This is a genomic window from Streptomyces sp. NPDC006261 (genome assembly GCF_040613515.1).
Lineage (GTDB): Bacteria > Actinomycetota > Actinomycetes > Streptomycetales > Streptomycetaceae > Streptomyces.
In genome coordinates this window covers 82,082-106,573 of record NZ_JBEXSI010000024.1, presented here as the reverse complement: position 1 = coordinate 106,573, position 24,492 = coordinate 82,082, and the positions used below count along the sequence as shown (strand labels likewise).

General features: G+C 71.1%; 28 protein-coding genes, 1 pseudogene and 1 riboswitch. Of the genes and pseudogenes, 17 read left to right on the top strand and 12 right to left on the bottom strand.

Annotation, left to right across the window (positions count from 1 at the left end):
- Positions 1 to 88: 88 nt before the first annotated feature.
- Positions 89 to 448 (bottom strand): hypothetical protein, encoded by a 360-nt coding sequence (locus tag ABZ154_RS18070; protein WP_356833673.1) that lies wholly within the window; start codon positions 446 to 448, stop codon positions 89 to 91.
- A 197-nt stretch (positions 449 to 645) separates the two neighbouring features.
- On the opposite strand from ABZ154_RS18070, the pseudogene ABZ154_RS18065 reads away from it, so the two are divergent.
- Positions 646 to 805: pseudogene (locus ABZ154_RS18065) on the top strand (IS3 family transposase); the annotation flags it as partial.
- Here ABZ154_RS18065 and ABZ154_RS18060 read toward each other — a convergent pair.
- The 7 genes from ABZ154_RS18060 to gcvT all read right to left on the bottom strand — a co-directional run bounded on the left by ABZ154_RS18060 (position 793) and on the right by gcvT (position 6,419).
- Positions 793 to 1,005, bottom strand: coding sequence for a nucleotidyl transferase AbiEii/AbiGii toxin family protein (locus tag ABZ154_RS18060; protein WP_356833671.1), 213 nt, complete (start codon positions 1,003 to 1,005; stop codon positions 793 to 795). The pseudogene ABZ154_RS18065 and the gene ABZ154_RS18060 sit on opposite strands and share 13 nt — an antisense overlap.
- Positions 1,006 to 1,096: 91 nt before the next feature.
- Positions 1,097 to 1,507: a hypothetical protein gene (locus ABZ154_RS18055; protein WP_356833689.1), complete on the bottom strand. Its 411-nt coding sequence runs from the start codon at positions 1,505 to 1,507 to the stop codon at positions 1,097 to 1,099.
- On the bottom strand, positions 1,447 to 1,710 hold the full coding sequence (locus ABZ154_RS18050) for a type IV toxin-antitoxin system AbiEi family antitoxin domain-containing protein (protein WP_356833669.1): 264 nt from the start codon (positions 1,708 to 1,710) through the stop codon (positions 1,447 to 1,449). The genes ABZ154_RS18055 and ABZ154_RS18050 overlap by 61 nt, the downstream gene beginning before the upstream one ends.
- Positions 1,711 to 1,958: 248 nt before the next feature.
- Positions 1,959 to 3,344 (bottom strand): L-serine ammonia-lyase, encoded by a 1,386-nt coding sequence (locus tag ABZ154_RS18045; protein WP_356833667.1) that lies wholly within the window; start codon positions 3,342 to 3,344, stop codon positions 1,959 to 1,961.
- A 171-nt stretch (positions 3,345 to 3,515) separates the two neighbouring features.
- A complete protein-coding gene (gene glyA / locus ABZ154_RS18040) occupies positions 3,516 to 4,775 on the bottom strand; it encodes a serine hydroxymethyltransferase (protein ID WP_356833665.1) in 1,260 nt (419 codons plus the stop codon).
- Positions 4,776 to 4,794: 19 nt separating this feature from the next.
- Positions 4,795 to 5,172, bottom strand: coding sequence for a glycine cleavage system protein GcvH (gene gcvH, locus ABZ154_RS18035; RefSeq protein WP_018509777.1), 378 nt, complete (start codon positions 5,170 to 5,172; stop codon positions 4,795 to 4,797).
- 131 nt (positions 5,173 to 5,303) lie between these two features.
- Positions 5,304 to 6,419 (bottom strand): glycine cleavage system aminomethyltransferase GcvT, encoded by a 1,116-nt coding sequence (gcvT, locus tag ABZ154_RS18030; protein WP_356833663.1) that lies wholly within the window; start codon positions 6,417 to 6,419, stop codon positions 5,304 to 5,306.
- Between the two features lie 176 nt (positions 6,420 to 6,595).
- A riboswitch (glycine riboswitch) is annotated at positions 6,596 to 6,693 on the bottom strand.
- Positions 6,694 to 6,857: 164 nt separating this feature from the next.
- Between gcvT and ABZ154_RS18025 the strand changes: the two genes are divergently transcribed.
- From ABZ154_RS18025 to ABZ154_RS17980, 10 genes are all read left to right on the top strand, one after another.
- Positions 6,858 to 7,622, top strand: coding sequence for an AAA family ATPase (locus tag ABZ154_RS18025; protein ID WP_356833661.1), 765 nt, complete (start codon positions 6,858 to 6,860; stop codon positions 7,620 to 7,622).
- Between the two features lie 42 nt (positions 7,623 to 7,664).
- Positions 7,665 to 8,435: an enhanced serine sensitivity protein SseB gene (locus tag ABZ154_RS18020; RefSeq protein WP_356833659.1), complete on the top strand. Its 771-nt coding sequence runs from the start codon at positions 7,665 to 7,667 to the stop codon at positions 8,433 to 8,435.
- 200 nt (positions 8,436 to 8,635) lie between these two features.
- Positions 8,636 to 9,385 carry an enhanced serine sensitivity protein SseB C-terminal domain-containing protein gene (locus tag ABZ154_RS18015; protein WP_356833687.1) on the top strand — a complete coding sequence of 250 codons (750 nt, stop codon included), beginning with the start codon at positions 8,636 to 8,638 and terminating at the stop codon, positions 9,383 to 9,385.
- Between the two features lie 233 nt (positions 9,386 to 9,618).
- Positions 9,619 to 11,289: an ABC transporter substrate-binding protein gene (locus ABZ154_RS18010; protein ID WP_356833657.1), complete on the top strand. Its 1,671-nt coding sequence runs from the start codon at positions 9,619 to 9,621 to the stop codon at positions 11,287 to 11,289.
- 85 nt (positions 11,290 to 11,374) lie between these two features.
- Positions 11,375 to 12,379, top strand: a complete 1,005-nt coding sequence (locus ABZ154_RS18005; protein WP_356833655.1) for an ABC transporter permease — start codon at positions 11,375 to 11,377, stop codon at positions 12,377 to 12,379.
- A gap of 1 nt (position 12,380) precedes the next feature.
- A complete protein-coding gene (locus ABZ154_RS18000) occupies positions 12,381 to 13,343 on the top strand; it encodes an ABC transporter permease (protein ID WP_356833653.1) in 963 nt (320 codons plus the stop codon).
- Positions 13,344 to 13,349: 6 nt separating this feature from the next.
- Complete coding sequence (locus ABZ154_RS17995; protein WP_356833651.1) at positions 13,350 to 14,342, top strand: ABC transporter ATP-binding protein; 993 nt, start codon at positions 13,350 to 13,352, stop codon at positions 14,340 to 14,342.
- Positions 14,339 to 15,529 (top strand): oligopeptide/dipeptide ABC transporter ATP-binding protein, encoded by a 1,191-nt coding sequence (locus ABZ154_RS17990; protein ID WP_356833649.1) that lies wholly within the window; start codon positions 14,339 to 14,341, stop codon positions 15,527 to 15,529. The genes ABZ154_RS17995 and ABZ154_RS17990 overlap by 4 nt, the downstream gene beginning before the upstream one ends.
- An 18-nt stretch (positions 15,530 to 15,547) precedes the next feature.
- On the top strand, positions 15,548 to 16,207 hold the full coding sequence (locus tag ABZ154_RS17985; protein ID WP_356833647.1) for a trimeric intracellular cation channel family protein: 660 nt from the start codon (positions 15,548 to 15,550) through the stop codon (positions 16,205 to 16,207).
- An 81-nt stretch (positions 16,208 to 16,288) separates the two neighbouring features.
- The gene (locus ABZ154_RS17980) at positions 16,289 to 17,161 is read left to right on the top strand and encodes a thioesterase family protein (RefSeq protein ID WP_356833645.1); all 873 of its coding nucleotides are present in this window, start codon (positions 16,289 to 16,291) and stop codon (positions 17,159 to 17,161) included.
- Between the two features lie 82 nt (positions 17,162 to 17,243).
- Here the strand turns inward: ABZ154_RS17980 and ABZ154_RS17975 are convergent, their stop codons facing one another.
- Positions 17,244 to 17,879, bottom strand: coding sequence for a TetR family transcriptional regulator (locus ABZ154_RS17975; RefSeq protein ID WP_356833643.1), 636 nt, complete (start codon positions 17,877 to 17,879; stop codon positions 17,244 to 17,246).
- Between the two features lie 125 nt (positions 17,880 to 18,004).
- Here ABZ154_RS17975 and ABZ154_RS17970 point away from each other — a divergent pair, with 125 nt between their 5' ends.
- The 3 genes from ABZ154_RS17970 to ABZ154_RS17960 all read left to right on the top strand — a co-directional run bounded on the left by ABZ154_RS17970 (position 18,005) and on the right by ABZ154_RS17960 (position 19,906).
- Positions 18,005 to 18,160 carry a hypothetical protein gene (locus ABZ154_RS17970; RefSeq protein WP_356833641.1) on the top strand — a complete coding sequence of 52 codons (156 nt, stop codon included), beginning with the start codon at positions 18,005 to 18,007 and terminating at the stop codon, positions 18,158 to 18,160.
- A gap of 84 nt (positions 18,161 to 18,244) precedes the next feature.
- Positions 18,245 to 18,595 carry a hypothetical protein gene (locus ABZ154_RS17965; RefSeq protein WP_356833639.1) on the top strand — a complete coding sequence of 117 codons (351 nt, stop codon included), beginning with the start codon at positions 18,245 to 18,247 and terminating at the stop codon, positions 18,593 to 18,595.
- Positions 18,596 to 18,736: 141 nt separating this feature from the next.
- Positions 18,737 to 19,906, top strand: a complete 1,170-nt coding sequence (locus tag ABZ154_RS17960; protein ID WP_356833637.1) for a cysteine desulfurase family protein — start codon at positions 18,737 to 18,739, stop codon at positions 19,904 to 19,906.
- A 6-nt stretch (positions 19,907 to 19,912) separates the two neighbouring features.
- Here the strand turns inward: ABZ154_RS17960 and ABZ154_RS17955 are convergent, their stop codons facing one another.
- Positions 19,913 to 20,680: a peptidoglycan recognition family protein gene (locus ABZ154_RS17955; protein ID WP_356833635.1), complete on the bottom strand. Its 768-nt coding sequence runs from the start codon at positions 20,678 to 20,680 to the stop codon at positions 19,913 to 19,915.
- Positions 20,681 to 20,741: 61 nt separating this feature from the next.
- On the opposite strand from ABZ154_RS17955, the gene mnmA reads away from it, so the two are divergent.
- The gene (gene mnmA / locus ABZ154_RS17950) at positions 20,742 to 21,875 is read left to right on the top strand and encodes a tRNA 2-thiouridine(34) synthase MnmA (protein WP_356833633.1); all 1,134 of its coding nucleotides are present in this window, start codon (positions 20,742 to 20,744) and stop codon (positions 21,873 to 21,875) included.
- A gap of 12 nt (positions 21,876 to 21,887) precedes the next feature.
- Here the strand turns inward: mnmA and ABZ154_RS17945 are convergent, their stop codons facing one another.
- Together ABZ154_RS17945 and ABZ154_RS17940 are read right to left on the bottom strand one after the other, a co-directional pair.
- Positions 21,888 to 22,703, bottom strand: a complete 816-nt coding sequence (locus tag ABZ154_RS17945) for an alpha/beta fold hydrolase (RefSeq protein ID WP_356833631.1) — start codon at positions 22,701 to 22,703, stop codon at positions 21,888 to 21,890.
- Positions 22,704 to 22,781: 78 nt separating this feature from the next.
- Entirely contained in the window at positions 22,782 to 23,117 is a 336-nt protein-coding gene (locus tag ABZ154_RS17940; protein WP_356833629.1) for a DUF427 domain-containing protein, read from the bottom strand.
- 95 nt (positions 23,118 to 23,212) lie between these two features.
- Between ABZ154_RS17940 and ABZ154_RS17935 the strand changes: the two genes are divergently transcribed.
- Together ABZ154_RS17935 and ABZ154_RS17930 are read left to right on the top strand one after the other, a co-directional pair.
- The gene (locus ABZ154_RS17935; RefSeq protein ID WP_356833627.1) at positions 23,213 to 23,752 is read left to right on the top strand and encodes a TIGR00730 family Rossman fold protein; all 540 of its coding nucleotides are present in this window, start codon (positions 23,213 to 23,215) and stop codon (positions 23,750 to 23,752) included.
- Positions 23,753 to 23,776: 24 nt separating this feature from the next.
- Positions 23,777 to 24,466 (top strand): SDR family oxidoreductase, encoded by a 690-nt coding sequence (locus ABZ154_RS17930; RefSeq protein WP_356833625.1) that lies wholly within the window; start codon positions 23,777 to 23,779, stop codon positions 24,464 to 24,466.
- The last annotated feature ends 26 nt before the right edge of the window (positions 24,467 to 24,492 follow it).

The following is a 24,492-nucleotide window of genomic DNA, read 5'->3' as shown; positions in this document are numbered from 1 at the left end:
CGGTGCCCTTGCTTGTGGGGGGGCCCGGCCGGGCCCCCCCCGGCCGGACCCCTCACCGCGTAACGAGGTGCCCCGGCGAGGCAGCGGGTCAGTGGTCGGAGTAGCTGAAGTCGCCCATGGTCCAGGCGCTGACGTCCTCGATCGCGACCCGGTACATCCCGCCTGTCTCCGGGATCCCCACCGTGCCCTGCAAAATGCGCGCCACGTGGAAGTGCAGATGTGTGGGCGGCCCTTCCTCGGGTGCGGCGGTGGTGAACACGGCGGAGAAGTCACTCAGGCGGGCCGAGGCCGCAAGCACCTCCGACACCCGCTGCCTCCAAACCGCTTCGGGTGCCAGCCGACCCGTGATGACAGCACCACCGGCGACCACGGTCAACGACATCTGATTGCTGCGCCCGGACTCCACCAGGGCGGCAACGTCAACAAGCAGTACGTCAGGCTTCGACATGGGGCCGATTGTATTCGTCGAACATGGGCTGCTTCCTTGCGGTGCCGCTTCGGGCAGGACGGCGCTCAGGCCCCCCGCGGAACCGGGTCCGGGCAGCCGGAGCTGAGATACTGCGCAGAGCGGCGAAGTGTCTCGCCGGGGAGAGGCGCTGGTGCACCGCTTCCCGTACGCCGCCGGACTACTGGCGCCGTTACGGCGTGAAGCGGCTCTGCACCATCCTCGGCGTCAGCCGCTCGAGCTTCCACTACTGGCGCCGGACAGCCGCGGACCGGTCCGCCCGGCAGGCGGCCGACGCGCGGCTGGCTGCCCGGATACGGGCCGCGCACCCACGAGTCGGACGGCACCTACGGAGCCCCGAGGCCAGGTTTCCGGCGGCTTCCGGCTCGGTGGCGGCGAGCCGGACTGCGAACGCTGATGGCGAGGATGTCGATGTCCCGGGTCATTCGACGTGCGCCGAACTGGGCGAGCAGCAGGCCACCTTTCAGGACGAAGTGCTCCCGGCTCAGGGGCGATGAGGCCAGGTGGTAGAGGAACCGTTCGAGGACGTACTCGACCATGACCTCGTCCGTGGACCGGCTGTTGCGGCGCGCCAGGTTGCGCAGGTCGTTGCAGACGGGCCGGCGCTGGTGTCGCGGGTAGGGTTGGCCATCAGGCGAGCACCGCCTCTACGGCGGGGCGGACGACAGAGAGGGCGTCCAACTCGCGTGCGCTGGGCTGTAGTTCGCCAACCCCGCCGCGTCCGCTTCGGCGCAGGTAGCGGCCGAGCGCGGACAGGGCGAGGGTCTCGCCGAGGCGGCTGCGGTGGCGCATTGCGTCGACGACGCTGCGGGCCGCGTCGTGCATGGGGACGGTCTCTCCCGGAGCTGCTTCGAACCGTTCGATACCGAGGTCGAAGGGCCTAGCGGCGTACTGCGCCACCACGGTCGGCGGGTAAGAAATCGTCGGGCGGCGTGAACCGCTCGGCACGGCGATGTGTACTGCCGCGGGGATGTCGTCGATCAGTTCATGCAGGGCCAGGGCGGATTCACCGCACACGACGGCGCGAGGGCCCGTGCGCACACGGCCGGCAAATCCGCGTGCGCCGTTTCCGGGGCGTCTGCCCGCCGGTACACCCCACGGGACAGTTCGTCCATCTCCCCCTCCGTGACCAAGTGCTTCAGATCGCGAGGGGAGAGCAGGGCCTGTCGCGCCTGCGCCGTCGTAAATGTGGGGGAGAGGCCGGCCAGCCGCTGCTCCAAGCGCGGGTTTTCCGCAGAGTTCATGTATCGAACCCCTTGAGCGGGGATGGGGGTTCGATCTGATACATCAGCTGGTGGGTGAGCGGCACATCCGGCGTTGATCACGTGCCGCGAACCTGCAGGTCAAAAGCCCCTTCCAGGGGGATATCCCAGGGACTTTTCAGGGACTTCCACGTCTGTCCCGGGGAGGTTCCAGGGACTTTCCGCCGCGTGAGCAGGGAAGGCCCTGACAGCGCTGAAAGCCGCGAACGCGCTGGTCAGGGCTTATCCGCCTAGCATTCGATGATGTTCACCGCGAGACCGCCGCGGGCCGTCTCCTTGTACTTCACGCTCATGTCGGCGCCCGTCTCCTTCATGGTCTTGATGACCTTGTCCAGGGAGACCTTGTGGCTGCCGTCCCCCCGCAGCGCCATCTTCGCGGCGGTCACCGCCTTCACCGCCGCCATGCCGTTGCGCTCGATGCACGGGATCTGGACGAGCCCGCCGACCGGGTCGCACGTCAGGCCCAGGTTGTGCTCCATGCCGATCTCGGCGGCGTTCTCCACCTGCTCGGGGGAGCCGCCCAGCACCTCGGCCAGGGCGCCGGCCGCCATCGAGCAGGCCGAGCCGACCTCGCCCTGGCAGCCGACCTCGGCGCCGGAGATGGAGGCGTTCTCCTTGAAGAGCAGGCCGATGGCGCCGGCGGCGAGGAGGAAGCGGACGACGCTGTCCTCCTTCTCCGTATCGGTGCAGCCGCCGGCCGCGAAGTTCATGTAGTAGTGCAGAACGGCCGGGATGATGCCCGCCGCGCCGTTGGTGGGGGCGGTGACCACGCGGCCGCCCGCCGCGTTCTCCTCGTTGACCGCCATCGCGTAGAGGGTGATCCACTCCATCGCGTGGGCCTGCGGGTCGCCCTCGGCGCGCAGCTGGCGGGCCGAGTTCGCGGCGCGGCGGCGGACCTTGAGACCGCCGGGGAGGATGCCCTCGCGGGACATGCCGCGCGAGACGCAGGCCTGCATGACCTGCCAGATGTCCAGCAGCCCGGAGCGGATCTCCGCCTCGGTGCGCCAGGCCAGCTCGTTCTCCAGCATCATCTGGGAGATGGAGAGGCCGGTCTCCCGGGCCAGGCGCAGCAGCTCGTCGCCCGTACGGAAGGGGTGCCGCAGGGCCGTGTCGTCCGGGACGATCGGGTTCTCGCCCGCCACCGCGTCCTCGTCCACGACGAAGCCGCCGCCGACCGAGTAGTACGTCTTCTCCAGGACCGGGGCGCCCTCGGTGTCGTACGCGAAGATCGTCATGCCGTTGGCGTGGTACGGGAGCGCCTTGCGGCGGTGCAGGACCAGGTCGTCGTCGAAGGCGAACGCGATCTCGTGCATGCCGAGCATGTTGATCCGGCCGGTGGAGCGGATCTCCTCGACCCGGCCGTCGGCGGACTCCACGTCCACGGTCTGGGGAGACTCGCCTTCCAGGCCGAGCAGGACCGCCTTCGGCGTGCCGTGGCCGTGGCCGGTCGCGCCGAGGGAGCCGTACAGCTCCGCCCGTATCGAGGCGGTGTGCGCGAGCAGGCCCTCGTTCTTCAGGCGGCGCGCGAACATCCGGGCGGCCCGCATCGGGCCCACCGTGTGGGAGCTGGACGGGCCGATGCCGACCGAGAAGAGGTCGAAGACCGAGATGGCCACGGGAGGACTCCTTGGGGGGTTGGAAGACGCCGTTGTCTGCCTGGGCGGTGCGGGGACAAGCGGGGCAAGCGGGAGATAAGCAGCGGAGGAGGGGCAAGGAACGGGGCACCACGCTCACTCGTTCAGTGTGCGCGGTGCCCCGCCCTTGTGCGCAGAACCGCAGGCCAGGTGCTACTTCAGGCCGGGGTACAGCGGGAACTTCTCGGCCAGCGCCACCACGCGGGCCTTGAGGTCGTCCGCGTCGTAGGTCGGCTTGAGGGCGGCGGCGATGATCTCCGCGACCTCGGTGAAGTCCTCGGTGCCGAAGCCGCGGGTGGCCAGCGCCGGGGTGCCGATCCGCAGGCCCGAGGTGACCATCGGGGGGCGCGGGTCGTTCGGGATGGCGTTCCGGTTGACCGTGATGCCCAGCTCGTGGAGCCGGTCCTCGGCCTGCTGGCCGTCCAGCTCCGAGTTGCGCAGGTCGACCAGGACGAGGTGCACGTCGGTGCCGCCGGAGAGGACGGAGACGCCCACCTCGGTGACGTCCGGCTGTACCAGGCGCTCGGCGAGGATCCGGGCGCCGTCCAGGGTGCGCTGCTGGCGCTCCTTGAACTCCTCGCCCGCCGCGATCTTGAACGAGACCGCCTTGGCCGCGATCACGTGCTCCAGCGGGCCGCCCTGCTGGCCCGGGAAGACCGCCGAGTTGATCTTCTTGGCGAGCTCCTGGGTGGAGAGGATCACGCCGCCGCGCGGACCGCCGAGGGTCTTGTGCGTGGTGGTGGTGACGACGTGGGCGTGCGGCACCGGGTTGGGGTGCAGACCGGCCGCGACCAGGCCCGCGAAGTGCGCCATGTCGACCATCAGGTACGCGCCGACCTCGTCCGCGATACGGCGGAAGGCGGCGAAGTCCAGCTGGCGCGGGTAGGCGGACCAGCCGGCCACGATCAGCTTCGGCTGGGACTCCTTGGCGAGGCGCTCGACCTCCTCCATGTCCACGAGGCCGCTCTCGTCGACGTGGTACGGGACCACGTTGTAGAGCTTGCCGGAGAAGTTGATCTTCATGCCGTGGGTCAGGTGACCGCCGTGGGCCAGGTTCAGGCCCATGATCGTGTCGCCCGGCTTCAGCAGCGCGAACATCGCGGCGGCGTTCGCCTGCGCACCGGAGTGCGGCTGGACGTTCGCGGCCTCGGCGCCGAACAGGTCCTTGATCCGGTCGATCGCGATCTGCTCGACCACGTCGACGTGCTCACAGCCGCCGTAGTAGCGGCGGCCGGGGTAGCCCTCGGCGTACTTGTTGGTGAGGACGGAGCCCTGGGCCTCCATGACCGCGACCGGAGCGAAGTTCTCCGAGGCGATCATCTCGAGGGTGGACTGCTGACGGTGGAGCTCGGCATCGACGGCGGCGGCGACGTCCGGGTCCAGCTCGTGGAGGGAGGAGTTCAGAAGCGACATCAGGGGGTCCCTTAAGGTCTCAGTTGCCGGAGAACGCGGTGTACTCGTCGGCGGAGAGCAGGTCGGCCGGCTCCTCCGTGACGCGCACCTTGAACAGCCAGCCGCCCTCGAAGGGAGCGGAGTTCACCAGCGAGGGGTCGTCCACGACGTCCTGGTTGGCCGCCGTCACCTCACCGGTCACCGGCGAATACAGATCGCTGACGGACTTGGTCGACTCCAGCTCACCGCAGGTCTCGCCCGCGGTCACCGTGTCACCGACCTCCGGAAGCTGGGCGTAGACGACGTCACCGAGCGCGTTGGCCGCGTACTCCGTGATGCCGATCGTGGCCACGCCGTCCTCGACGGCCGACAGCCACTCGTGCTCCTTGCTGTACCGCAGCTGCTGGGGGTTGCTCATGACCTGAATTCTCCTGTACGCGGGGGAGTGCTGATGAACGTGGTCTTACGGTGTGAGACGGAGGTACGTCACTTCCGTGACGCCTGCGTGCCGGTGCGGAACGCCCGGAACGCGCCGGTCCCTCCGGGATATCACTTCTGGCGCTTGTAGAACGGCAGCGCGACGACCTCGTACGGCTCGTGCGTGCCCCGGATGTCCACGCCCACGCCCTCGGTACCCGGCGCGGCGAAGGCCGCGTCCACGTACGCCATGGCGATCGGCTTGCCCAGGGTGGGGGAGGGGGCGCCGGAGGTGACCTCGCCGATCACCTTGCCGTCGGCGACGACCGAGAACCCGGCGCGCGGGACGCGGCGGCCCTCGGCGATCAGGCCGACCAGCTTGCGCGGCGGGGCGCTCTCGGCGCTCTCGGCGGCGGCCTGGAGCACCTCGCGGCCCACGAAGTCGCCCTCCTTCTCGAACTTCACGACCCGGCCCAGACCCGCGTCGAACGGCGTCAGCGCCGTCGTCAGCTCGTGCCCGTACAGCGGCATGCCCGCCTCCAGGCGCAGCGTGTCCCGGCAGGAGAGGCCGCAGGGGATCAGGCCGTGCGTCCGGCCGGCGTCCGTCAGGGCCCGCCACAGCTGCTCGGCGTGCTCGGGCGCGACGAAGAGCTCGAAGCCGTCCTCGCCGGTGTAGCCGGTACGGGCGATGAGCGCCGGGACCCCGGCGACCGTACCCGGCAGGCCCGCGTAGTACTTCAGCCCGTCCAGGTCGGCGTCGGTGACGGCCTTCATGATGGCGGGGGACTCGGGGCCCTGGACCGCGAGCAGCGCGTACGCGTCCCGGTCGTCGCGCACCTCGGCGTCGAAGCCCGCCACGCGGGCGGTCAGCGCGTCCAGCACGATCTGGGCGTTGCCCGCGTTGGCGACGACCATGTACTCCGTCTCGCCGAGGCGGTAGACGATCAGGTCGTCCACGATCCCGCCGTCCTCCTGGACGATCATCGTGTAGCGGGCCCGGCCGTTGCCGACGGTGGCGATGTTGCCCACCAGCGCGTAGCTCAGGAAGGCCGCGGCCTGGGGGCCGGTGACGGTGATCTCGCCCATGTGCGACAGGTCGAAGAGCCCGGCGCGGGTGCGTACGGCGTGGTGCTCGTCGCGCTCACTGGCGTACCGCAGGGGCATGTCCCAGCCCGCGAAGTCGGTCATGGTGGCGCCGAGCGAGCGGTGCAGCGCGTCGAGGGCGGTGAGACGGGGGGCTGTGCTCATGGATACGGCTCCAGGGCATGACGACGTCAGGACGAATCCTCCCCATCTGTCATCGGAACCTGAGAGGTTCGCCGATAGCCCCTGACGGGGTATGCCCTGGAAGGGCGCGCCCCTGTTCACAGGGCTCGGCTTGCACCTTGGGTGGAGCCGCGGGGCGGCTCGCTTTTCAGATCTGCCTCATCCACGCGGTACGGGGCCTGAGAGATTCAAGGGAGGATCTTGCTCCTTCGGCGCCCGGCTCACAGTGTGGCCGGAACTCTCCCGCGCGGATTCGAACGGCCGGTATGCAGTTGGCGGGGTCATCATCGCACGCCGTGCGGCAGAGTGGGGCGGCCGGTCGGCAACGCTTGTGCGAACAGCGAGGACGGTTGTGGAGCCTTGCCGTTTCTTTACACTTCAGGGGCAGACGTGGGCGGCCCGACAGCAGGGGGATGGGCGATGGCGTTGCAGCGGTCGGTACCGACCGCGGGGGTCGCGCACGGCGCGATGCCCGCACAGCCCGGCGCACCCGCCCGGGAGCTGCCCGAACAGGCCGGAGCGCCCGTACGGGAGCTGTCCGCGGTGCCCGGCGCACCCGTACAGGAGCTGATCAGCGAGCTTGCGCCGGTGGTACGCGACCTGCGCGGGCGCACCGCCCACGGCCCGTACAGCCTCGACTTCACCCCCGGCGACATCGTGGTCGTCTCCGGGCTCCCCGGCGGAGGCAAGTCCACCCTGATCCGGCGGGCCGTGAGCGGCCCCGCCATCGACTCCCAGAACACCCGCGACCGGTGGGCCGCCGCCCTGCCCCGGTTACTTCCGTACGCCCTCTACCGCCCCCTGGTCCGCGTCGCCCACTACCTCGGGCTCTGGGCCGTCCTGCGCTCCGGCGCATCCGTGGTCGTCCACGACTGCGGCACGCAGACCTGGGTGCGCCGCTGGCTCGCCCTGCACGCCGCCCGCCGGGGCCGCACCCTGCACCTGCTCCTCCTCGACGTGGACCCCGCGACCGCCCGCCAAGGGCAGCGCGAACGCGGCAGGGGAGTCTCGGGCTACGCCTTCGCCCGGCACCGGCACGCGGTGGCCCGGCTGATCCGTGACACCGAACGGGGCTCGCTGCCGGCCGGCTGCGCCTCGGCGGTGCTGCTGGACCGGGAGGCGGCGAGCGCGCTGAACCGGATCTCCTTCACGGACGGCGAGGCCCCGGCCGCGTGTGCCGGTTAAGGTTCTGGCCGAGTGACGACAGCTGAGAGAGGCACAGAGGCAGTGGACATTCCGGCACCGGTCCAGGCACACCCCCAGCACGGGTGGCCCGCCAACGAGCTCGAAGAGGTGCTGACCGCCTCCCTCGGCGTCGCCGACGCGGGCGGTCGCCTGGTCGAGGTGCTCGGCCGCAGCTCGGTCTGGGTCCCGCTGCCGGCCGGCGGCTCGCCCACCAGCGCCGACCTCGACCTGCCGATGATCGACATCGACGGCGCCGCGTACGTCCCCGTCTTCAGCTCCGAGGGCCAGTTCCTGACCTGCGTCGGCAGCCACATGTCCTTCGCCGTGGCGCCCGCCCGCGACTTCGCCCGGGGTCTGCCCCCGCAGGTCGGCATCGCGGTGAACCCGGGCGGCGCGGTCGGCATCCCGCTGCCGCCGCCCGCCGTCGCCGAGCTCTGCCGGGCCGGGCGCACCGCTCTGGACGGGCCGGCCAGCGGCGGCCGGGTCAAGCTGTACGAGCCGGACTGGCAGCACGACCCCGTCGACTTCCTCACCACCGTCTCCGCCGAGTTCGAGGCCAGCGGCGTGGTGTCCACCGCCCGCCGGGCGCTCGCCAGCATCGAGGGCGGGGACCCCGTCCTCTTCGTGGGCGTCGAGTTCGCCACCTGGGACGGCGCGGGCCAGAGTGCCCCGATGGACGCCCTGGGACGGGCGCTCGGCCGGGTCGAGGTGCCCTGGCCGGTGAACCTGGTCCTGCTGGACGTGGCCCAGGACCTGGTGGGCGACTGGATGCGGGAGAAAGTACGCCCGTTCTACCGGCGCGAGGGCCACTGAACGTGCGGCGCGAGGGCCACTGCCCCCCGGGGGATCGCGGGCGCCGGCCGACCATGGCGTCAAGTCGGTGTCAGAAGTGGCGCATAAGCTGGTTTGATGGCGAGGCCGCTCCCGTGTGCCCGGGAGCGTCGACGGAACAATGAGGGGCGGGACCCAGGGTGAGTGCGTCAGGCACTGCGGCGGCCGGTCAGGTCGAGCACATGCTGCGCCAGGTCAGCCCCGGGCGTTTCGACGCCTACGAGGCGCTGCTCGCGGCCCTCGCCGACGGCCGGGTCTGGATGCTGCTCTGGCACGGCACGGCCGGCTCACCGGACGCGCAGTACGGGTCCATGGAGGTCGGCGGCGTCGGATACGCCCCGTGCGTCACCTCCGCCCAGGAGCTCTCCGCCAGCGGCTGGAGCCGCGCCCACGAGCTGGTCTCCGGCCGGGAGATCGCCCGCGCCCTCTTCCCCGACCGCTGGGGCATCTGGCTCAACCCGCACGCCCCCGGCGGCGGCGTCGGCATCCCCTGGCTGGACCTGCGCCGGATCTCCACCGGCCTGGACCGGCTGCCCGCGGGCCCGCTCCGGCTGACCGAACCGGCGGTGGAGCTGCCGCAGTTCTACGCCCAGCTCACCCAGAACGCCCACCGCACCCCGGCCGTCCGCTCGCTGCGCCGCGCCTGGGTGCACCCCGCGGTCGGCGTCCCCTACCTCGCGATCGGGCTCGACCTGTACGACACCGGGCGGGCCTCCGTCGACGCGGTGCGCGCGATGATGCGGCAGTCGATCGGCGCGGTCCCCGACGGGCTGCCCGTCTCCACCGTCGCCATGTCCGACGAGTACGACCCGGTCGCGATGTGGCTGCGCGCCAACGCCCGCCCGTTCTACGACCGCGAGGCGCACGCCCCCGCAGGCCCGCCGCCGGCCGCCGCCCCCGGTTACGGATATCCGCCCCAGCAGCACCGCTGAGCCGCGGGTCGTTTCGGTGCCGCCGATCCGCGGGAGGGGACCGTCCTCGCCGAACACTCCCAGATGTCCGGCTTGTTAACCGGGCCGGGAGGGATGTCCCGGAACTGGACGGTTTGTTGACTGTCCGGGTCTCGACTAGGTCTCACCGCTATCCGGACTGTTCTCTTGCGGTGCGCCCCGTCTGTAGTGTGCGGCCATCAAACCTCACCACATGGCGAACCAGGGGTGGACCCATGCGCATATTCAAGTCCCGGGCCGTCCGGGCGATCACGACAGCGGTCGCTGTCGGTCTGATCGCCACGGGCTGTTCCAGCGAGCGGGACGAGGGCGGCTCCAAGGGGGGCGACAAGGACACCTTCGTCTTCGCCGGATCCGGTGACCCCGGCTCCCTCGACCCGGCCCTCGCGAGCGACGGCGAGACGTTCCGCGTCACCCGTCAGGCCTTCGAGGCGCTGCTGGAGCACGAGCCCGGCGGCAGCAAGCTGGTCGGCGGCCTCGCCGAGAAGTGGGAGGGCGACGCGGCCGGCAAGGTCTGGACGTTCGACCTGCGCCAGGGCGTGAAGTTCCACGACGGCGAGGCGTTCAACGCCGCCGCGGTCTGCGCGAACTACGACTACTGGTTCAACTGGAAGGGCACGTACCAGTCCAGCGCGGTCTCCTACTACTGGCAGACCATCATGGGCGGGTTCGCGAAGAACGAGGACGCCGAGACGCCCAAGGCGAACTACAAGTCCTGCACCGCCAAGGACGAGAACACGGCCGTCATCGAGGTGAACGAGCCCTCGGCGAACCTGCCGGGCGGATTCTCCCTCCAGGCGCTCGCGATCCACTCGCCGAAGGCGCTCAAGGAGTACGCGAAGCAGAACGCGACCGCCAAGGGCGACGCGATCACGTACCCCAAGTACAGCCAGGAGGCCGGCACGGTCGCCGGCACCGGCCCGTACAAGATCGTGAAGTGGAACAAGGGGAACAAGGAAGTCTCCCTGGAGCGCTTCGACGGTTACTGGGGCGACAAGGCCAAGGTGAAGAACCTGGTCTTCCGCACCATCTCCACCGAGGAGACCCGCCGCCAGGCGCTCCAGGCGGGTGACATCGACGGTTACGACCTGGTCGCCCCCGCCGATGTGACGACGCTGGAGAAGCAGGGCTACGAGGTCCCGACCCGTGACGTCTTCAACATCTTCTACGTGGGCATGAGCCAGTCGGCCAACCCCGCGCTCAAGAAGGCCGAGGTCCGTCAGGCGATCACGCACGCCATCGACCGCGAGAACCTCGTCAACACCCAGCTGCCCGAGGGCGGCAAGGTCGCGACCCAGTTCATGCCCGACACGGTCGCCGGCTACTCGGACAAGGTGAAGACGTACCCGTTCGACACCACCAAGGCGAAGGACCTCCTCAAGCAGGCCGGGGAGGAGAAGCTGAGCGTCGAGTTCTGCTACCCGACCGAGGTCACCCGCCCGTACATGCCTGCTCCGCAGGACATGTTCGAGCTGATGAAGGCCGACCTGGAGAAGGCCGGCATCACCGTCAAGCCGAAGGCCATGAAGTGGGCCCCGGACTACCTGGACGCCACCGAGGCGGGCTCCTGCGCCCTGCACCTGCTCGGCTGGACCGGTGACTTCAACGACGGCTACAACTTCATCGGCACCTGGTTCGCCGGGCCCGACAAGCAGTGGGGTTTCAAGGACCGGAAGGTCTTCGACGCCGTGAACGCGGCCTCCAAGGTCACCGACACCGCCGGTCGCACCGAGGCCTACAAGAAGGCCAACGAGGCGATCATGGAGTACGTCCCGGGCGTGCCGATCTCGTCGTCCCCGCCGGCGATCGCGTTCGCCAAGAACGTCAACCCGCCGAAGGTCTCCCCGCTGACGCAGGAGAACTTCGCCGAGGTCTCCTTCAAGTAATCGCACACCAGCGGGTCCGCCCGGCCACAGCAACCAGGTGGCCGGGCGGACCCGCATCGACGCACGTGAGAAAGGGGCATGCGGGGTGCTGCGACTCGTCGTAAGAAGACTTCTCCAGCTCATTCCCACCCTGCTCGGCCTGTCGGTCCTGCTGTTCCTCTGGCTGAACCGACTGCCCGGCGGACCCGCCTCAGCGATCCTGGGCGAGCGGGCCACCGAAGCCGAAGTGGCGAGAATCAACCGTGCACTCGGGCTCGACGAGCCGGTGCACGTCCAGTACTGGCGCTTCCTGAAGCGCATCTTCGAGCTCGACCTCGGAACCTCCACCCAGACCGGGCAGCCGGTGTGGGACGAATTCGCCCTGCGCTTCCCGGCGACCGTGGAACTCAGCGTCGCCGCCATCCTGATCGCCGTGGTCGTGGGCATCCCGATGGGCTACCTCGCGGCCAAGCACCGCGGTGGCTGGCTGGACGTCGCGTCCGTCTCCGGATCGCTGCTCGGCATCTGCATCCCGGTCTTCTTCCTGGCCATGCTGCTGCGCGGGATCTTCTCCGTCCAGCTGGGCTGGTTCCCGAGCCAGGGCAGGCTCACCACCGGGCTGAACGCCACCGACATCACCGGATTCTCGGTCCTGGACGGGTTGCTGACCGGGGAGCTGGACGCGAGCTGGGACGCGATCATGCACTTGGTCCTGCCCGCCGTCGCGCTGGCCTCGATCCCGCTCGCCGTCATCGTCCGGATGACCCGGGCCAGCGTCCTGGAGGTGCTCGGCGAGGACTACATCCGCACCGCCGAGTCCAAGGGCCTGGACAAGCGCGTCGTCCGCGGACGCCACGTGCTGCGCAACGCGCTGCTGCCGGTGATCACCGCCGTCGGCCTGCTGACCGGCAGTCTGCTCTCCGGTGCGGTGCTCACCGAGTCCGTCTTCGACTTCGGCGGCATCGGCTCCTTCATCCGTACCGCGATCGACGGTCGTGACTACCCGGTCCTCGTCGGGTTCATTCTCTTCATCGCGATGGTGTACGTGCTCATCAACCTCCTGGTCGACCTCGCGTACAGCATCATCGACCCGAGAGTGCGGGTGCACTGACGTGACGATCATGACCAACAAAGCAGACAAGATCGACCGTCTCGCCGAGCTGACCCAGAGCTCCGAGTCCGTCGCCGGCACCAGCCTGTGGCGCGAGGCGTTCCGCCGGATGCGCTCCAGCAAGATGGCGATCATCGGAGCGGCGATCATCGCCGCCTTCGTGCTCGTCGCCGTCGTCGGGCCGATGCTCGCGCCGCACGGCCCCACCGCGCAGAACTGGCGCAGCGAGGTCTTCCCCAACCAGGGCAAGTTCGTCGGCATGCGCGGCGAGAACTGGTTCGGCCTGGACCACCTGGGCCGGGACATGTTCTCCCGCTGGCTCGTCGGGGCCCGCCAGACCCTCCTCGTCGGTGTGGTCTCCATGCTCATCGGCCTGATCATCGGCGCCTCGGTCGGCATCCTCTCGGGCGCCGCCGCCACCCTCGGCGGCAAGGTCGGCCAGCGCATCGACACCGTGGTCATGCGGTTCACCGACATCATGCTGTCGCTGCCGTCCCTGCTGCTGGCGGTCTCCATCGCCGCGGTGCTCGGACAGTCGCTGACCACCGTGATGATCGCCGTCGGTGTCGTCCAGATCCCCATCTTCGCCCGGCTGCTGCGGGGTTCGATGCTGGTCCAGGGCGGCGCGGACTACGTGCTCGCCGCGAAGGCGGTCGGCATCCGGCGCAAGCGGATCGTGCTGACCCAGATTCTGCCGAACTCGCTCAGCCCGGTGATCGTCCAGGCGACGCTGAGCCTCGCCACCGCGATCATCGAGGCGGCGGCCCTGTCCTACCTGGGGCTCGGCAACCCCGACCCGGCCGTTCCCGAGTGGGGCGTGATGCTCTCGCAGGCACAGCGCTTCTTCGACAACGAGCCGATGATGGCCGCCTACCCGGCCATCGGGATCATCATCACGGCGCTCGGCTTCACCCTGCTCGGCGAGTCCATGCGTGAAGCCCTCGACCCGAAGCTGCGAGGCTGAAGTCCTATGCCACTGCTCTCAGTTGAAGAACTCAGCGTCACCTTCACCGCGCGCGGCCGCAAGGACGCCACGGCCGTTGACGGCGTCTCCTTCGACGTCGACCAGGGTCAGGTCGTCGGCCTGGTGGGCGAGTCGGGGTGCGGCAAGTCCGTCACCTCGCTCGCCCTGATGGGGCTGCTGCCCCGCAAGGGTGTACGGATCGGCGGACGGGCCGAGTTCGACGGCCAGAACCTGCTGGGCATCAGCGAGCGAAAGCTCCGCGACATGCGCGGCAGCCAGCTGGCGATGATCTTCCAGGACCCGCTCTCCTCGCTGAACCCGGTCGTCCCCATCGGCATCCAGGTCACCGAGATCCTCCAGCGCCACCGCGGCCTCAAGGGCGAGAAGGCCCGCAAGGAGGCGGTATCGCTGCTCGACCGGGTCGGCATCCCCGACCCGGACCGGCGGCTCAAGGAGTACCCGCACCAGCTCTCCGGCGGTATGCGCCAGCGCGCGCTGATCGCCATGGCGGTGGCCTGCGCGCCCCGCCTGCTGATCGCCGACGAGCCGACCACGGCACTGGACGTGACCATCCAGGCGCAGATCCTGGAGCTGCTCAAGGAGCTGGTCGACCAGGAGGGCACCGCCCTGCTGATGATCACCCACAACCTCGGTGTGGTGGCAGGACTCTGCGACGAGGTCAACGTGCTCTACGCGGGCCGGGCGGTGGAGTCGGCGGGCCGCCGCGAGCTGTTCGCCCACCCCACCCACCCGTACGCGCACGGGCTGCTCGGCTCCATCCCGCGCCTGGACGCCCCGCGCGGCGAGCCGCTCAACCCGATCCGCGGCTCCATCAACGACAAGATCGCCTGGGCCGACGGCTGCGCCTTCGCACCCCGTTGCGACCACTACACGATGGAGTGCCTCACCGGCACCCCCGAACTGACCGAACCACGCGCCGCCGGACACCAGGTGCGCTGCGTCAACCCGGTCCTGCCCAAGGCGGAGGTCCCGGCATGAGTCTGCTCGAACTGGACGGGGTCAAAGTCCACTTCCCGGTCAAGAAGGGCCTCTTCTTCGACCGTACGGTGGGCCATGTCTACGCCGTCGACGGCGTCTCGCTCAGCGTGGAGGCCGGCCAGACGTACGGCCTGGTCGGCGAGTCGGGATGCGGCAAGACGACGCTCGGCCGCGCGGTCCTGCGGCTGAACGACATCACCGACGGGGCGGTCGTCTTCGACGGCACCGACCTCGCGCAGCTGCCCTCGGAGGAGATGCGGACCTTCCGCCGCCGCCTCCAGATGGTCTTCCAGGACCCGCTGGGCAGCCTCAACCCCCGGCAGAACATCGAGTCGATCCTCGCCGAGGGCATGTCCGCCCACAACATCGGCAAGGACCAGGCCGAGCGCCGGGAGAAGATCAAGGAGATCCTCGCCAAGGTCGGCCTGCCGGCCAACGCGATGTCCCGCTACCCGCACGAGTTCTCCGGCGGCCAGCGCCAGCGCATCGGCATCGCCCGCGCGCTGGTCCTGGAACCCGACGTGATCATCTGCGACGAGCCCGTCTCGGCGCTCGACGTCTCGGTCCAGGCGCAGGTCATCAACCTCCTGGAGGAGCTCCAGGAGTCCCTCGGCCTGACCTACCTGGTCATCGCCCACGACCTCGCGGTGGTCCGGCACATCTCGGACGTCATCGGGGTGATGTACCTGGGCGGGCTGGTCGAGGAGGCGCCGAGCGACGCGCTGTACGCGGGGCCCCGGCACCCGTACACGAAGGCGCTGATGTCGGCCGTCCCGGTGCCCGACCCCGAGGTCGAGGACCGCCGTGAGCGCATCCTGCTCCACGGCGACCTGCCCTCCCCGGCCAACCCGCCGGCCGGCTGCCGCTTCCACACCCGCTGCCCGTGGGTGCAGGAGACCAAGTGCGCCACGGAGCGCCCGCCGCTGCTGGACACCGGCGACGGGCACAAGGTGGCCTGCCACTTCACGGCCGAGATCGAGGCCGGGACGGTGAAGCAGACCCTGGCGACGGGGATCGAGGCAGTGGTCGCCACGGAGGCGGTGGCGGCCGAGGCGGTGGAGGTCTCGGAGGGCGATGCGCCCGAGGAGCCCGGAACCGCCGCTCCGCAGAAGGAGGAGCCCGCGACCGTACCTGCGCAGGCCGACGCGGGGGGTGCCGACCGGGCGGAGGAGAGCCCCAAGGCCTGAGACCGGCACAATTGTCCGGTGCTCACCGAACTGTTCACGCCCTCCGTCCAGCATGCGCTCGACCTCGTCGGGATATTCGTCTTCGCGATCTCGGGCGCGCTGCTCGCCGTCCGCAAGAACTTCGATGTCTTCGGCATCGCGGTCCTCGCCGAGGTGACAGCGCTGGGCGGAGGGCTGTTCCGTGACGTGATGATCGGCGCGATCCCGCCCGCCGCCTTCACCGACCTCGGCTACTTCATCACCCCGCTCTTCGCCGCCGTACTGGTCTTCTTCCTCCACCCGCACGTGGAGCGCATCCAGGTCGGCGTCAACGTCTTCGACGCGGCGGGCCTCGGCCTGTTCTGTGTGACCGGCACGGTCAAGGCGTACGAGTACGGCCTCGGGCTCACGTCATCGGCGGCCCTGGGGCTGGCCACGGCGGTCGGCGGCGGTGTGCTGCGGGACGTGCTGGCCAACGAGGTGCCCTCGCTGCTGCGCTGGGACCGCGACCTGTACGCGGTGCCCGCGATCGTCGGCGCGACCATGGTCGTCCTGTGCATTCGCTTCGACACCCTCAACGCCTTCACCAGCGGTACGGCGGTCATCGCCGCGTTCACCCTCCGCCTGCTGGCCCTGCGCTTCCACTGGCGGGCGCCCCGCGCGTACAACCGTTCCTCGGCGCGGGCTGAGGAGGCCTAGTCCCTCTCGGGTGGGCACGGCGTGGGATCGGCGCGCCGAAAAGCTACCGCTCAGTAATGCAGTCCATGTACCGTGCATGCCATGGCACAGGCAGCGACAGAGGCGGCGGCGCAGACCGCCCGGGCAACCATCGGCGACAGCGAGTTCGACCGGGACACCGCGGTCACCCTGCGCGAGGAAGGCGTCTACGACGCCGAGCTCTCCGCGGGCTGGACCATCATCCACGCCGTCAACGGCGGCTACCTGCTGGCCCTCCTCGGCCGCGCGCTGGGCGAGGCGCTGCCGCACTCCGACCCGTTCTCGGTCTCCGCGCACTACCTCACCGCCTCCGTCCCCGGCCCCGCGGTGATCCGGACCCAGACCGTCCGTACCGGCCGCACCCTCTCCACCGGCCAGGCCTCCCTCTTCCAGTACGCCGAGGACGGCAGCGAGATCGAGCGCATCCGGGTCCTCGCCACCTACGGCGACCTGGATGCCCTCCCCGACGACGTACGTACCACCGCCCTGCCGCCCGCCATGCCCGACCGGGACCACTGCCTCGGCCCGAGTGACGGCGCGCCCAGGATTCCCGGCAGCTCCGCCATCACCGACCGCCTCGACATCAAGCTCGATCCGGCGACCGTCGGCTGGGCGGTCGGCGCCCCGTCCGGCAAGGGCGAGATGCGCGGCTGGTTCGGCCTCGCGGACGGCCGTGACCCCGACGCGCTCTCCCTGCTGCTCACCGTGGACGCCCTGCCGCCGACCTCGTTCGAGCTGGGCCTCACCGGCTGGACCCCCACCGTGGAGCTCACCACCCACATCCGCTGCCGCCCCGCGCCGGGCCCGCTGCGCGTCTCCATCACCACCCGCAACCTCGCCGGCGGCTTCCTGGAGGAGGACGCCGAGGTCTGGGACAGCGCCGGCCGTCTCGTCGCCCAGTCCCGCCAGTTGGCGAAGGCTCCGCGCGCCGAGTAGCCCTACGCACGCGACTGGCGAGGGGTACGCCGCCCCGCCGGGCAGGGCGTACGCGTACGACGCCTCGCGCGCCCGGCCCGGCTCAGTCCGGGGCGGGCGCCTCGTCGAGCCAGTGGGCGCGGCCGATGGAGACCAGCCGCAGCCGTCGCCGAGCCTGCCGGACCACGGCCCGCTCGTGCTCGGGCCCCGCGTCCAGCAGCGCCGACGCGGTCATCACCATGTGGTCCACGTAGAACCCGCCCAGCATGAGCAGGTCATCCTCGCTCCACCCGGCCGACCCCGGCTCCTGGCCGAGCGCGAGGGCCACCTCCTCCGCGAACCGGAACAACTGCGCCGCGATGGCCTCGCGCACCGGACCCACCCCACCGTGCTGCTCCCGGGCGATGAACCGGAAGTGGGCGGGCTGCGCGCCCACGTGCCGCGCTATCACCTCCACGCTGCGGTCCAGCCGCTCCTCGCTGTCGCCCGTTTCCGCGAGTACCGCGGCGATCAGCCCGTGCAGGCTGCCCAGCGTCTCCTCCACCAGGGCCACGCCGAGCGCGGCGGTGTCCACGAAGTGCCGGTAGAAGGCGGTGGGGGTGACTCCGGCGGCCCGGGTGACCTCCCGCAGTCCCAGGCTGCTCAGGCTCTGGTGCTCCAGCAGCAGGAGCGCGGCGTCCAGCAGGGCCTGGCGGGTCTTCAGCTTCTGGGTCTGGCGGATTCCGGCGGTGTGACTCATGCCATTCAGTAAACAACCGTTCTCCGAGCCAAGGAAGGGGTCAGAGGTTTAGGCTGGCAAGTCAGTGAACACTCGTACTCCGAACGGCTTTCGTCTTAGCAGTCTCCGCACAGAGAGGTTCCGCCGTGCTTGTCCTCGTCGCCGCGCTGCTGCTGCTGGGAATCGTCCTCGGGGCGGTCGCCCAGCTCCCCCTCCCGGTCTCGCTGGCCGTCGCGGCCGTGATCGGCTGCTGGCTGCTGATCTTCGCCGCGCGGGAGCGCCACGCGCGCCGCACCCGCTGACCCGCGCCCACCCCTCCACCCGCGCGCCCGCACCAGCACCCGCCGAGCCTGCCGCACCCGGACCGATCCGAAGGAGCTCGCACCATGACTCTCACCCTCATCGACCGTGCCCGCCGTACGGGTCCCGTCATCGACCGGGGCGCGGCCCCCGAGGCGGCCCCCGGCCAGGCTCCGGAGTCCGCGCCCCGCCGGGCCACCGGCCGGGAGGCGGACGGTCTTGCCGTCGCCTCGTTCGTCCTCGGCCTCGTCGGCCTGCTGGCCTTCAACCTGCTTCTCGGCCCCACCGCGATCGTGATGGCGCTGCTCTCCCTGGCCCGCCGCACCCGCCGTCCCGGCCGCGCCTGCCTCGGCCTCGCGCTCGGCGTCGCCGACCTCGTCGTGCTGGCCGTCCTGGTCACCGTCAACGGCACGGTCGCCTGGAATCTCGGCGCCTGACGCGGGCGCCCCGAGCCGCTCCGCCCGGTCCGCCACCGGGCTCCGGGCGGGTCCCCACACCCCCGTACGGGCGTGCGCGGCCACCGCACCGTGACGCGCCCGCCATGCGCCCCGCCCCGGGCTCGTAGAATCGGCCCCACCATGGCCTACCTCGACCACGCCGCGACCACGCCGATGCTTCCCGAAGCGATCGAGGCGATGACCGCCCAGCTCTCCGTCACCGGCAACGCGTCCTCCCTGCACGCGGCCGGGCGCCGGGCCCGCCGTACCGTCGAGGAGTCCAGAGAAACCCTCGCCGACGCCCTCGGCGCACGTCCCAGCGAGGTGGTCCTCACCTCCGGCGGTACGGAGGCCGACAACCTCGCCGTCAAGGGTCTCTACTGGTCCCGCCGCGACGCCGACCCCCGCCGCACCCGGGTCCTCGCGGGCCCCGTCGAGCACCACGCCGTCCTGGACGCCGTCGACTGGCTCGCCGAGCACGAGGGCGCGACCGTCGACCATCTCCCGGTCGACCGCTACGGGCGGGTCCACCCGGAAGACCTGCGCGAGGCGATCCTCCGCGACCCCGACGACGTCGCGATGATCACCGTGATGTGGGCCAACAACGAGATCGGCACGATCATGCCGGTACGGGAACTGGCGGCGGTGGCGGCCGAGTTCGGGATCCCGATGCACGCCGACGCGGTGCAGGCCTTCGGTCAGCTGGAGGTGGACTTCGCCGCCTCCGGGCTGGCCGCGATGACGGTCAGCGGCCACAAGATCGGCGGCCCGTTCGGGATCGGCGCGCTGCTGCTGGGCCGCGACCACACCCCCGTACCCGTTCTGCACGGCGGCGGCCAGGAGCGGCACGTGCGCTCGGGCACCCTGGACGTGCCCGCCGTCGCCTCCTTCGCGGTGGCGGGGCAGCTGGCCGCCGAGGGGCGCGAGCACTTCGCTGGGCGCGTCGGCGGGCTGCGGGACGACCTGGTCGCCGCCGTGCGCCACGCCGTCCCGGACGCCGTCCTCGGCGGCGACCCGGATCCGGCCGGACGGCTGCCGGCCAACGCCCACTTCAGCTTCCCCGGCTGCGAGGGCGACTCCCTCCTGCTCCTCCTGGACGCCCAGGGCATCGAGTGCTCCACCGGCTCCGCCTGCACCGCCGGGATCGCCCAGCCCAGCCACGTACTCCTGGCCACCGGCACCGACCCGGACCTGGCCCGGGGCACCCTGCGCTTCTCGCTCGGCCACACCTCGACCGAGGAGGACGTCAAGGCGCTCGCCCAGGCGATCGGCCCGGCGGTGGAGCGGGCGCGGACGGCCGGACTGAGCTGAGGGCGGCTACTCCGCCTTCACCGAAGCCGAGGCCGACGTCGAGGCCGAAGGCGTGGGGGAGGGCGGTGCCGTCGCCGCCCGCCGCACCAGCTTGAGATAGCGGTCCCAGTCCCAGTGCGGCCCGGGGTCGGTGTGGTCGGTGCCCGGCACCTCCACATGCCCGATGATGTGCTCCCGGTCGATGGGTATGTCGTACCGCGCGCAGATCGACGCCGTGAGCCGCGCCGACGACTCGTACATCGCCTTGGTGAGGTCCTTCGGCCGGTCCACGAACCCCTCGTGCTCGATGCCGATCGCCCGTTCGTTGAAGGAGCGGTTCCCCGCCTGGTACGCCACGTCCAGCTCGCGGATCATCTGCACCACCCGCCCGTCCTGGCCCACGATGTAGTGCGTCGCGGCCCGGTGGGCGGGGTCCTGGAAGACCCGTACCGCGCTGTCGAAGCTGCCCTGGGTGACATGGATGATCACGCGGTCGATCCGGAAGTCGTCCGGGCGGTCCGCCCGCCGCCAGTTCGCCTCGGAGGCGGCGACCCAGGTGGCGGCCCCGTAGTCCAGCTCACCGGCCTTGCGGGGCTTCTCCACGCCCGGCACCCGCCACCAGGCCTGCTTCACCTCGTCGCGCACGAGCACGGCGACGGTGCCGGCCGCGACCACACCGCCGCCGATCAGCAGCGCGCGCCTGCTGACGCCGCCGGAGGGCTTCTTCCGCGAAGCCCTGCGTGACGACGTGTCTGAGGGCTTGTCCGACGCCCCGGTGCTCCCGTTGTTCCCCATGTGATCGTCAACGCTTATCCGCGAGCGTTCGGTTCCCGGCGACCCGTACCCTGGAGGGGCTATGACTCAGACTTCCCAGCGCCCCCTGCGTGTCCTCGCCGCGATGTCGGGCGGCGTGGACTCCGCCGTCGCCGCCGCTCGCGCCGCCGAAGCCGGCCACGACGTGACCGGTGTCCACCTCGCCCTGTCCGCGAACCCCCAGTCCTTCCGGACCGGGGCGCGCGGCTGTTGCACCATCGAGGACTCCCGGGACGCGCGCCGTGCCGCCGACGTCATCGGTATCCCGTTCTACGTCTGGGACCTCGCGGAACGCTTCCGCGAGGACGTCGTGGACGACTTCGTCGCGGAGTACGAGGCCGGGCGCACGCCCAACCCCTGCCTGCGCTGCAACGAGAAGATCAAGTTCGCCGCGCTCCTGGACAAGGCACTCGCCCTGGGCTTCGACGCCGTCTGCACAGGCCACTACGCCACGGTCGTGCTCGCCGAGGACGGCAGCCGTGAGCTGCACCGCGCCTCCGACATGGCCAAGGACCAGAGCTATGTGCTGGGCGTCCTGGACGACAGGCAGCTCGCCCACGCCATGTTCCCGCTCGGCGACACCCTCACCACCAAGGACGAGATCCGCGCCGAGGCCGAGCGCCGGGGCCTGGCCGTCGCCAAGAAGCCCGACAGCCACGACATCTGCTTCATCGCCGACGGCGACACCCAGGGCTTCCTGGCCAACCGCCTCGGTGGCCCGGCCGAGGGCGACATCCTCGACGAGACCGGCACGAAGCTCGGCACCCACGAGGGCGCGTTCGGCTTCACCATCGGCCAGCGCAAGGGCCTGAAGATCGGCCACCCCGCCCCCGACGGCAAGCCGCGCTACGTGCTCGACATCTCCCCGGTGAACAACACGGTCACCGTGGGCCCCGTCGAGGCCCTCGACGTGACCTCGCTGACCGCCATCAAGCCGCGCTGGTGCGGAACGCCCCCGTCCGGCCCGGGGACGTACACCGCCCAGCTCCGCGCCCACGGCAGCGAGACCGAGGTGACGGCCGAGCTGGTGGACGGGTCCGAGCTGCACGTCACCTTCACCGAGCCGGTCCGGGGCGTGGCCCCCGGCCAGGCGGTCGTCCTGTACGACGGCACCCGGGTCGTCGGCTCGGCCACCATCGCGACGACCGTGCGCCGCGAGCGGGTGCCGGCCGGCTGACAGGCCCCGGGCTCACGACGCCTGGCGTACGTACACGTCCCGGGCGAAGAAGTCCGCCAGCACCGGGGCGAGCACCTGCGGTGCCACCTCGCGCATCTGGCCCGTCAGCGTGCGGTGCCGGGCGCGCGGCAGGGCCTCGGCCAGGGTCCGGGTGGACGCCCGGGCCCTGGCCGAGCTGAAGCCGCCGCAGACCACCAGCGTGCGGGCGGTGACGGCGGCGAACCGCTCGGCCGGAACGGCCCCGTCGCCCAGCATCGCGTCGTCGTACGCCAGCGTGTGCGCCAGCGCCTCCAGGCCTGCCCACAGGGGTGCGCGCCGCATCCGGTCCACCGTCGCCGCGTCGACGCCCGTCGCGGTGAGGAACAGCTCCACCGCCCCGGCCCGGTCCCCGGCCGCCAGCAGCAGGTGCAGCCGGTCCGTGCAGCGGGCCTTGAAGCGGAGACCGGAGGCGCCGGGGGTGTAGGGCGGCTCGTAGACGGCGAGCAGGCCGACGGGAAGCCCGGCGGCGGCCGCCTCCAGGGCCAGCGCGCCGCCCGAGGACATGCCGAAGACGGAGGCGCCCGCCCCCGCCGCACCCACGACGGCGGTCAGGTCCTCGATCTCCCGGCGCACGGAGACGGCCCCCGCGCCCTCGTCCCCGGTGTCACCGCTGGCGCCGCGCCCCCGGCGGTCGTAGGTGACCACGGTGAAGCGCGGCGCCAGCAGGGCGGCCAGGGGCGCGTCGGTCGCCGCGGTGCTCAGAGCCCCGCCGACCAGCACCAGCGGTGGCCCCTCGCCCTGGCGGCGGTAGGCGATCGGCGTGCCGTCGGCGGAGAGAATCCTGTCCATGGGAGGGGAGACCGGGGCGGACCGGAAAACTCATCGCCCGGACGGCAGAAACTTCCGCCGAAGGAGCTCTGCCGCAGGTCAGTCGGTCACCGGCTCCGTCTCGTAGAAGCAGAAGTGGTCCTTGACGGCGGCGACTTCGGGCTTGGGGTCCGGGTAGGCCCAGACGAGATCGGCGGCGCCGGGGAGGGACCAGTAGGAGGCGTCCCCCTTGAACGGACAGTGGGTGGTGGTGTCCGACGGGGTGAGCAGCTCGGTACGGACGTCCTCGGGCGGCAGGTAGTAGCGGTCCGGGCAGCCCGTCTCGCGCAGGACGAGGGGACGGCGGCTCTCGGCCAGCACCTGGCCCTCGTGCACCGCCCTGACGTGCACGGTGCCCGGCTCGACGGTGATGTGGTGTCCTCGGGTGGAAGTCATGCCTCTCTCAGCGGCGTACGGGCCCGGAATCTTCCCCGCCCGCCGGACCTTCCCCACAACGGGGGAATGTCCGATCCGGGTCGTACGGTGGCTCCATGAACATCTGCGTCTTCCTCTCCGCCGCCGACCTCGACGCCCGCTACACCGTGCCCGCCCGGGAGTTCGCCGAACTGCTCGGCAGAGGCGGGCACACTCTGGTGTGGGGCGGGTCGGAGAGCGGCCTGATGAAGGTCGTCGCGGACGGCGTGCAGGCGGCGGGCGGGCGGCTCGTGGGGGTCTCGGTCGACTTCCTCGCCGCGAAGGCGCGGGGGGACGCGGACGAGATGGTGATCGCCCGTGACCTCGCCGAGCGCAAGGCCCTCCTCCTGGAGAAGTCGGACGCGATCGTGATCATGGTCGGCGGGACCGGGACGCTGGACGAGGCCACCGAGATCCTGGAGCTGAAGAAGCACGGCAAGCACACCAAGCCGGTCGTCCTGCTCAACACGGCCGGCTTCTACGACGGGCTGCGCGAGCAGTTCCAGCGGATGGAGGACGAGGGGTTCCTCCCGGTGCCCCTGACCGACCTGGTCTTCTTCGCCAAGGACGGCGTCGGCGCGCTGGCGTATCTGGAGGAGTCCGCCGGTCTCCGGTGAGGGCCCCCGGCCTAGGATCGCCCCATGCCTACCCACCTCATCACCGGCGCCGGTTCCGGCATCGGGGCCGCTGTCGCCCGCCGCCTCCTGGAGCGCGGCGACGACCTCGTCCTGCTCGCCCGTGACGCCGGCCGCGCCAAGGAGTTCGCCGACCGCTACCCGGGCGCGCGGACCCTCGTCGGCGACCTCGGCAACCCCGACCGGCTCTCCTGGGCGTTCGGCCAGCAGCCCATGCCCGAGCGGATCGACACCCTGCTGCACATCGCGGGCGTCGTCGAGCTCGGCACGGTCGGCGAGCTCACCCCCAAGGCCTGGCACTTCCAGCTCAACGCCAACCTCATCGCCCCCGCCGAGATCACCCGCCTCCTCATCCCGCAGCTCCGCGCCGCCCAGGGCCACGTCCTGTTCGTGAACTCCGGCGCCGGGCTCGCCGCCCACGCCGGGTGGAGCGCGTACGCCGCGAGCAAGCACGGCCTCAAGGCGCTCGCCGACTCGCTGCGCCACGAGGAGCACGTCAACGGGGTACGGGTCACCACCGTCTACCCCGGCCGGACCGCCAGCCCCATGCAGGCCAAGGTGCACCAGCAGGAGGGCAAGGAGTACGACGCCGCCCGCTGGATCGACCCCGAGTCGGTGGCCACCACGATCCTGATGGCGATCGACCTGCCCCGCGACGCCGAGGTGAACGACCTCACGGTCCGCCCCGGCCGCTGAAGCCCACCGTCCGCCCGGGCCGTTGA

Coding starts and splice junctions, on each gene's coding strand:
- ABZ154_RS18070 (WP_356833673.1), bottom strand. CDS start 448: ATGTCGAAGCCTGACGTACTGCTTGTTGACGTTGCCGCCCTGGTGGAG.
- ABZ154_RS18060 (WP_356833671.1), bottom strand. CDS start 1,005: ATGGTCGAGTACGTCCTCGAACGGTTCCTCTACCACCTGGCCTCATCG.
- ABZ154_RS18050 (WP_356833669.1), bottom strand. CDS start 1,710: ATGAACTCTGCGGAAAACCCGCGCTTGGAGCAGCGGCTGGCCGGCCTC.
- glyA (WP_356833665.1), bottom strand. CDS start 4,775: ATGTCGCTTCTGAACTCCTCCCTCCACGAGCTGGACCCGGACGTCGCC.
- gcvH (WP_018509777.1), bottom strand. CDS start 5,172: ATGAGCAACCCCCAGCAGCTGCGGTACAGCAAGGAGCACGAGTGGCTG.
- gcvT (WP_356833663.1), bottom strand. CDS start 6,419: ATGAGCACAGCCCCCCGTCTCACCGCCCTCGACGCGCTGCACCGCTCG.
- ABZ154_RS18025 (WP_356833661.1), top strand. CDS start 6,858: ATGGCGTTGCAGCGGTCGGTACCGACCGCGGGGGTCGCGCACGGCGCG.
- ABZ154_RS18015 (WP_356833687.1), top strand. CDS start 8,636: ATGCTGCGCCAGGTCAGCCCCGGGCGTTTCGACGCCTACGAGGCGCTG.
- ABZ154_RS18010 (WP_356833657.1), top strand. CDS start 9,619: ATGCGCATATTCAAGTCCCGGGCCGTCCGGGCGATCACGACAGCGGTC.
- ABZ154_RS17995 (WP_356833651.1), top strand. CDS start 13,350: ATGCCACTGCTCTCAGTTGAAGAACTCAGCGTCACCTTCACCGCGCGC.
- ABZ154_RS17990 (WP_356833649.1), top strand. CDS start 14,339: ATGAGTCTGCTCGAACTGGACGGGGTCAAAGTCCACTTCCCGGTCAAG.
- ABZ154_RS17980 (WP_356833645.1), top strand. CDS start 16,289: ATGGCACAGGCAGCGACAGAGGCGGCGGCGCAGACCGCCCGGGCAACC.
- ABZ154_RS17975 (WP_356833643.1), bottom strand. CDS start 17,879: ATGAGTCACACCGCCGGAATCCGCCAGACCCAGAAGCTGAAGACCCGC.
- ABZ154_RS17965 (WP_356833639.1), top strand. CDS start 18,245: ATGACTCTCACCCTCATCGACCGTGCCCGCCGTACGGGTCCCGTCATC.
- ABZ154_RS17960 (WP_356833637.1), top strand. CDS start 18,737: ATGGCCTACCTCGACCACGCCGCGACCACGCCGATGCTTCCCGAAGCG.
- ABZ154_RS17955 (WP_356833635.1), bottom strand. CDS start 20,680: ATGGGGAACAACGGGAGCACCGGGGCGTCGGACAAGCCCTCAGACACG.
- mnmA (WP_356833633.1), top strand. CDS start 20,742: ATGACTCAGACTTCCCAGCGCCCCCTGCGTGTCCTCGCCGCGATGTCG.
- ABZ154_RS17945 (WP_356833631.1), bottom strand. CDS start 22,703: ATGGACAGGATTCTCTCCGCCGACGGCACGCCGATCGCCTACCGCCGC.
- ABZ154_RS17940 (WP_356833629.1), bottom strand. CDS start 23,117: ATGACTTCCACCCGAGGACACCACATCACCGTCGAGCCGGGCACCGTG.
- ABZ154_RS17935 (WP_356833627.1), top strand. CDS start 23,213: ATGAACATCTGCGTCTTCCTCTCCGCCGCCGACCTCGACGCCCGCTAC.
- ABZ154_RS17930 (WP_356833625.1), top strand. CDS start 23,777: ATGCCTACCCACCTCATCACCGGCGCCGGTTCCGGCATCGGGGCCGCT.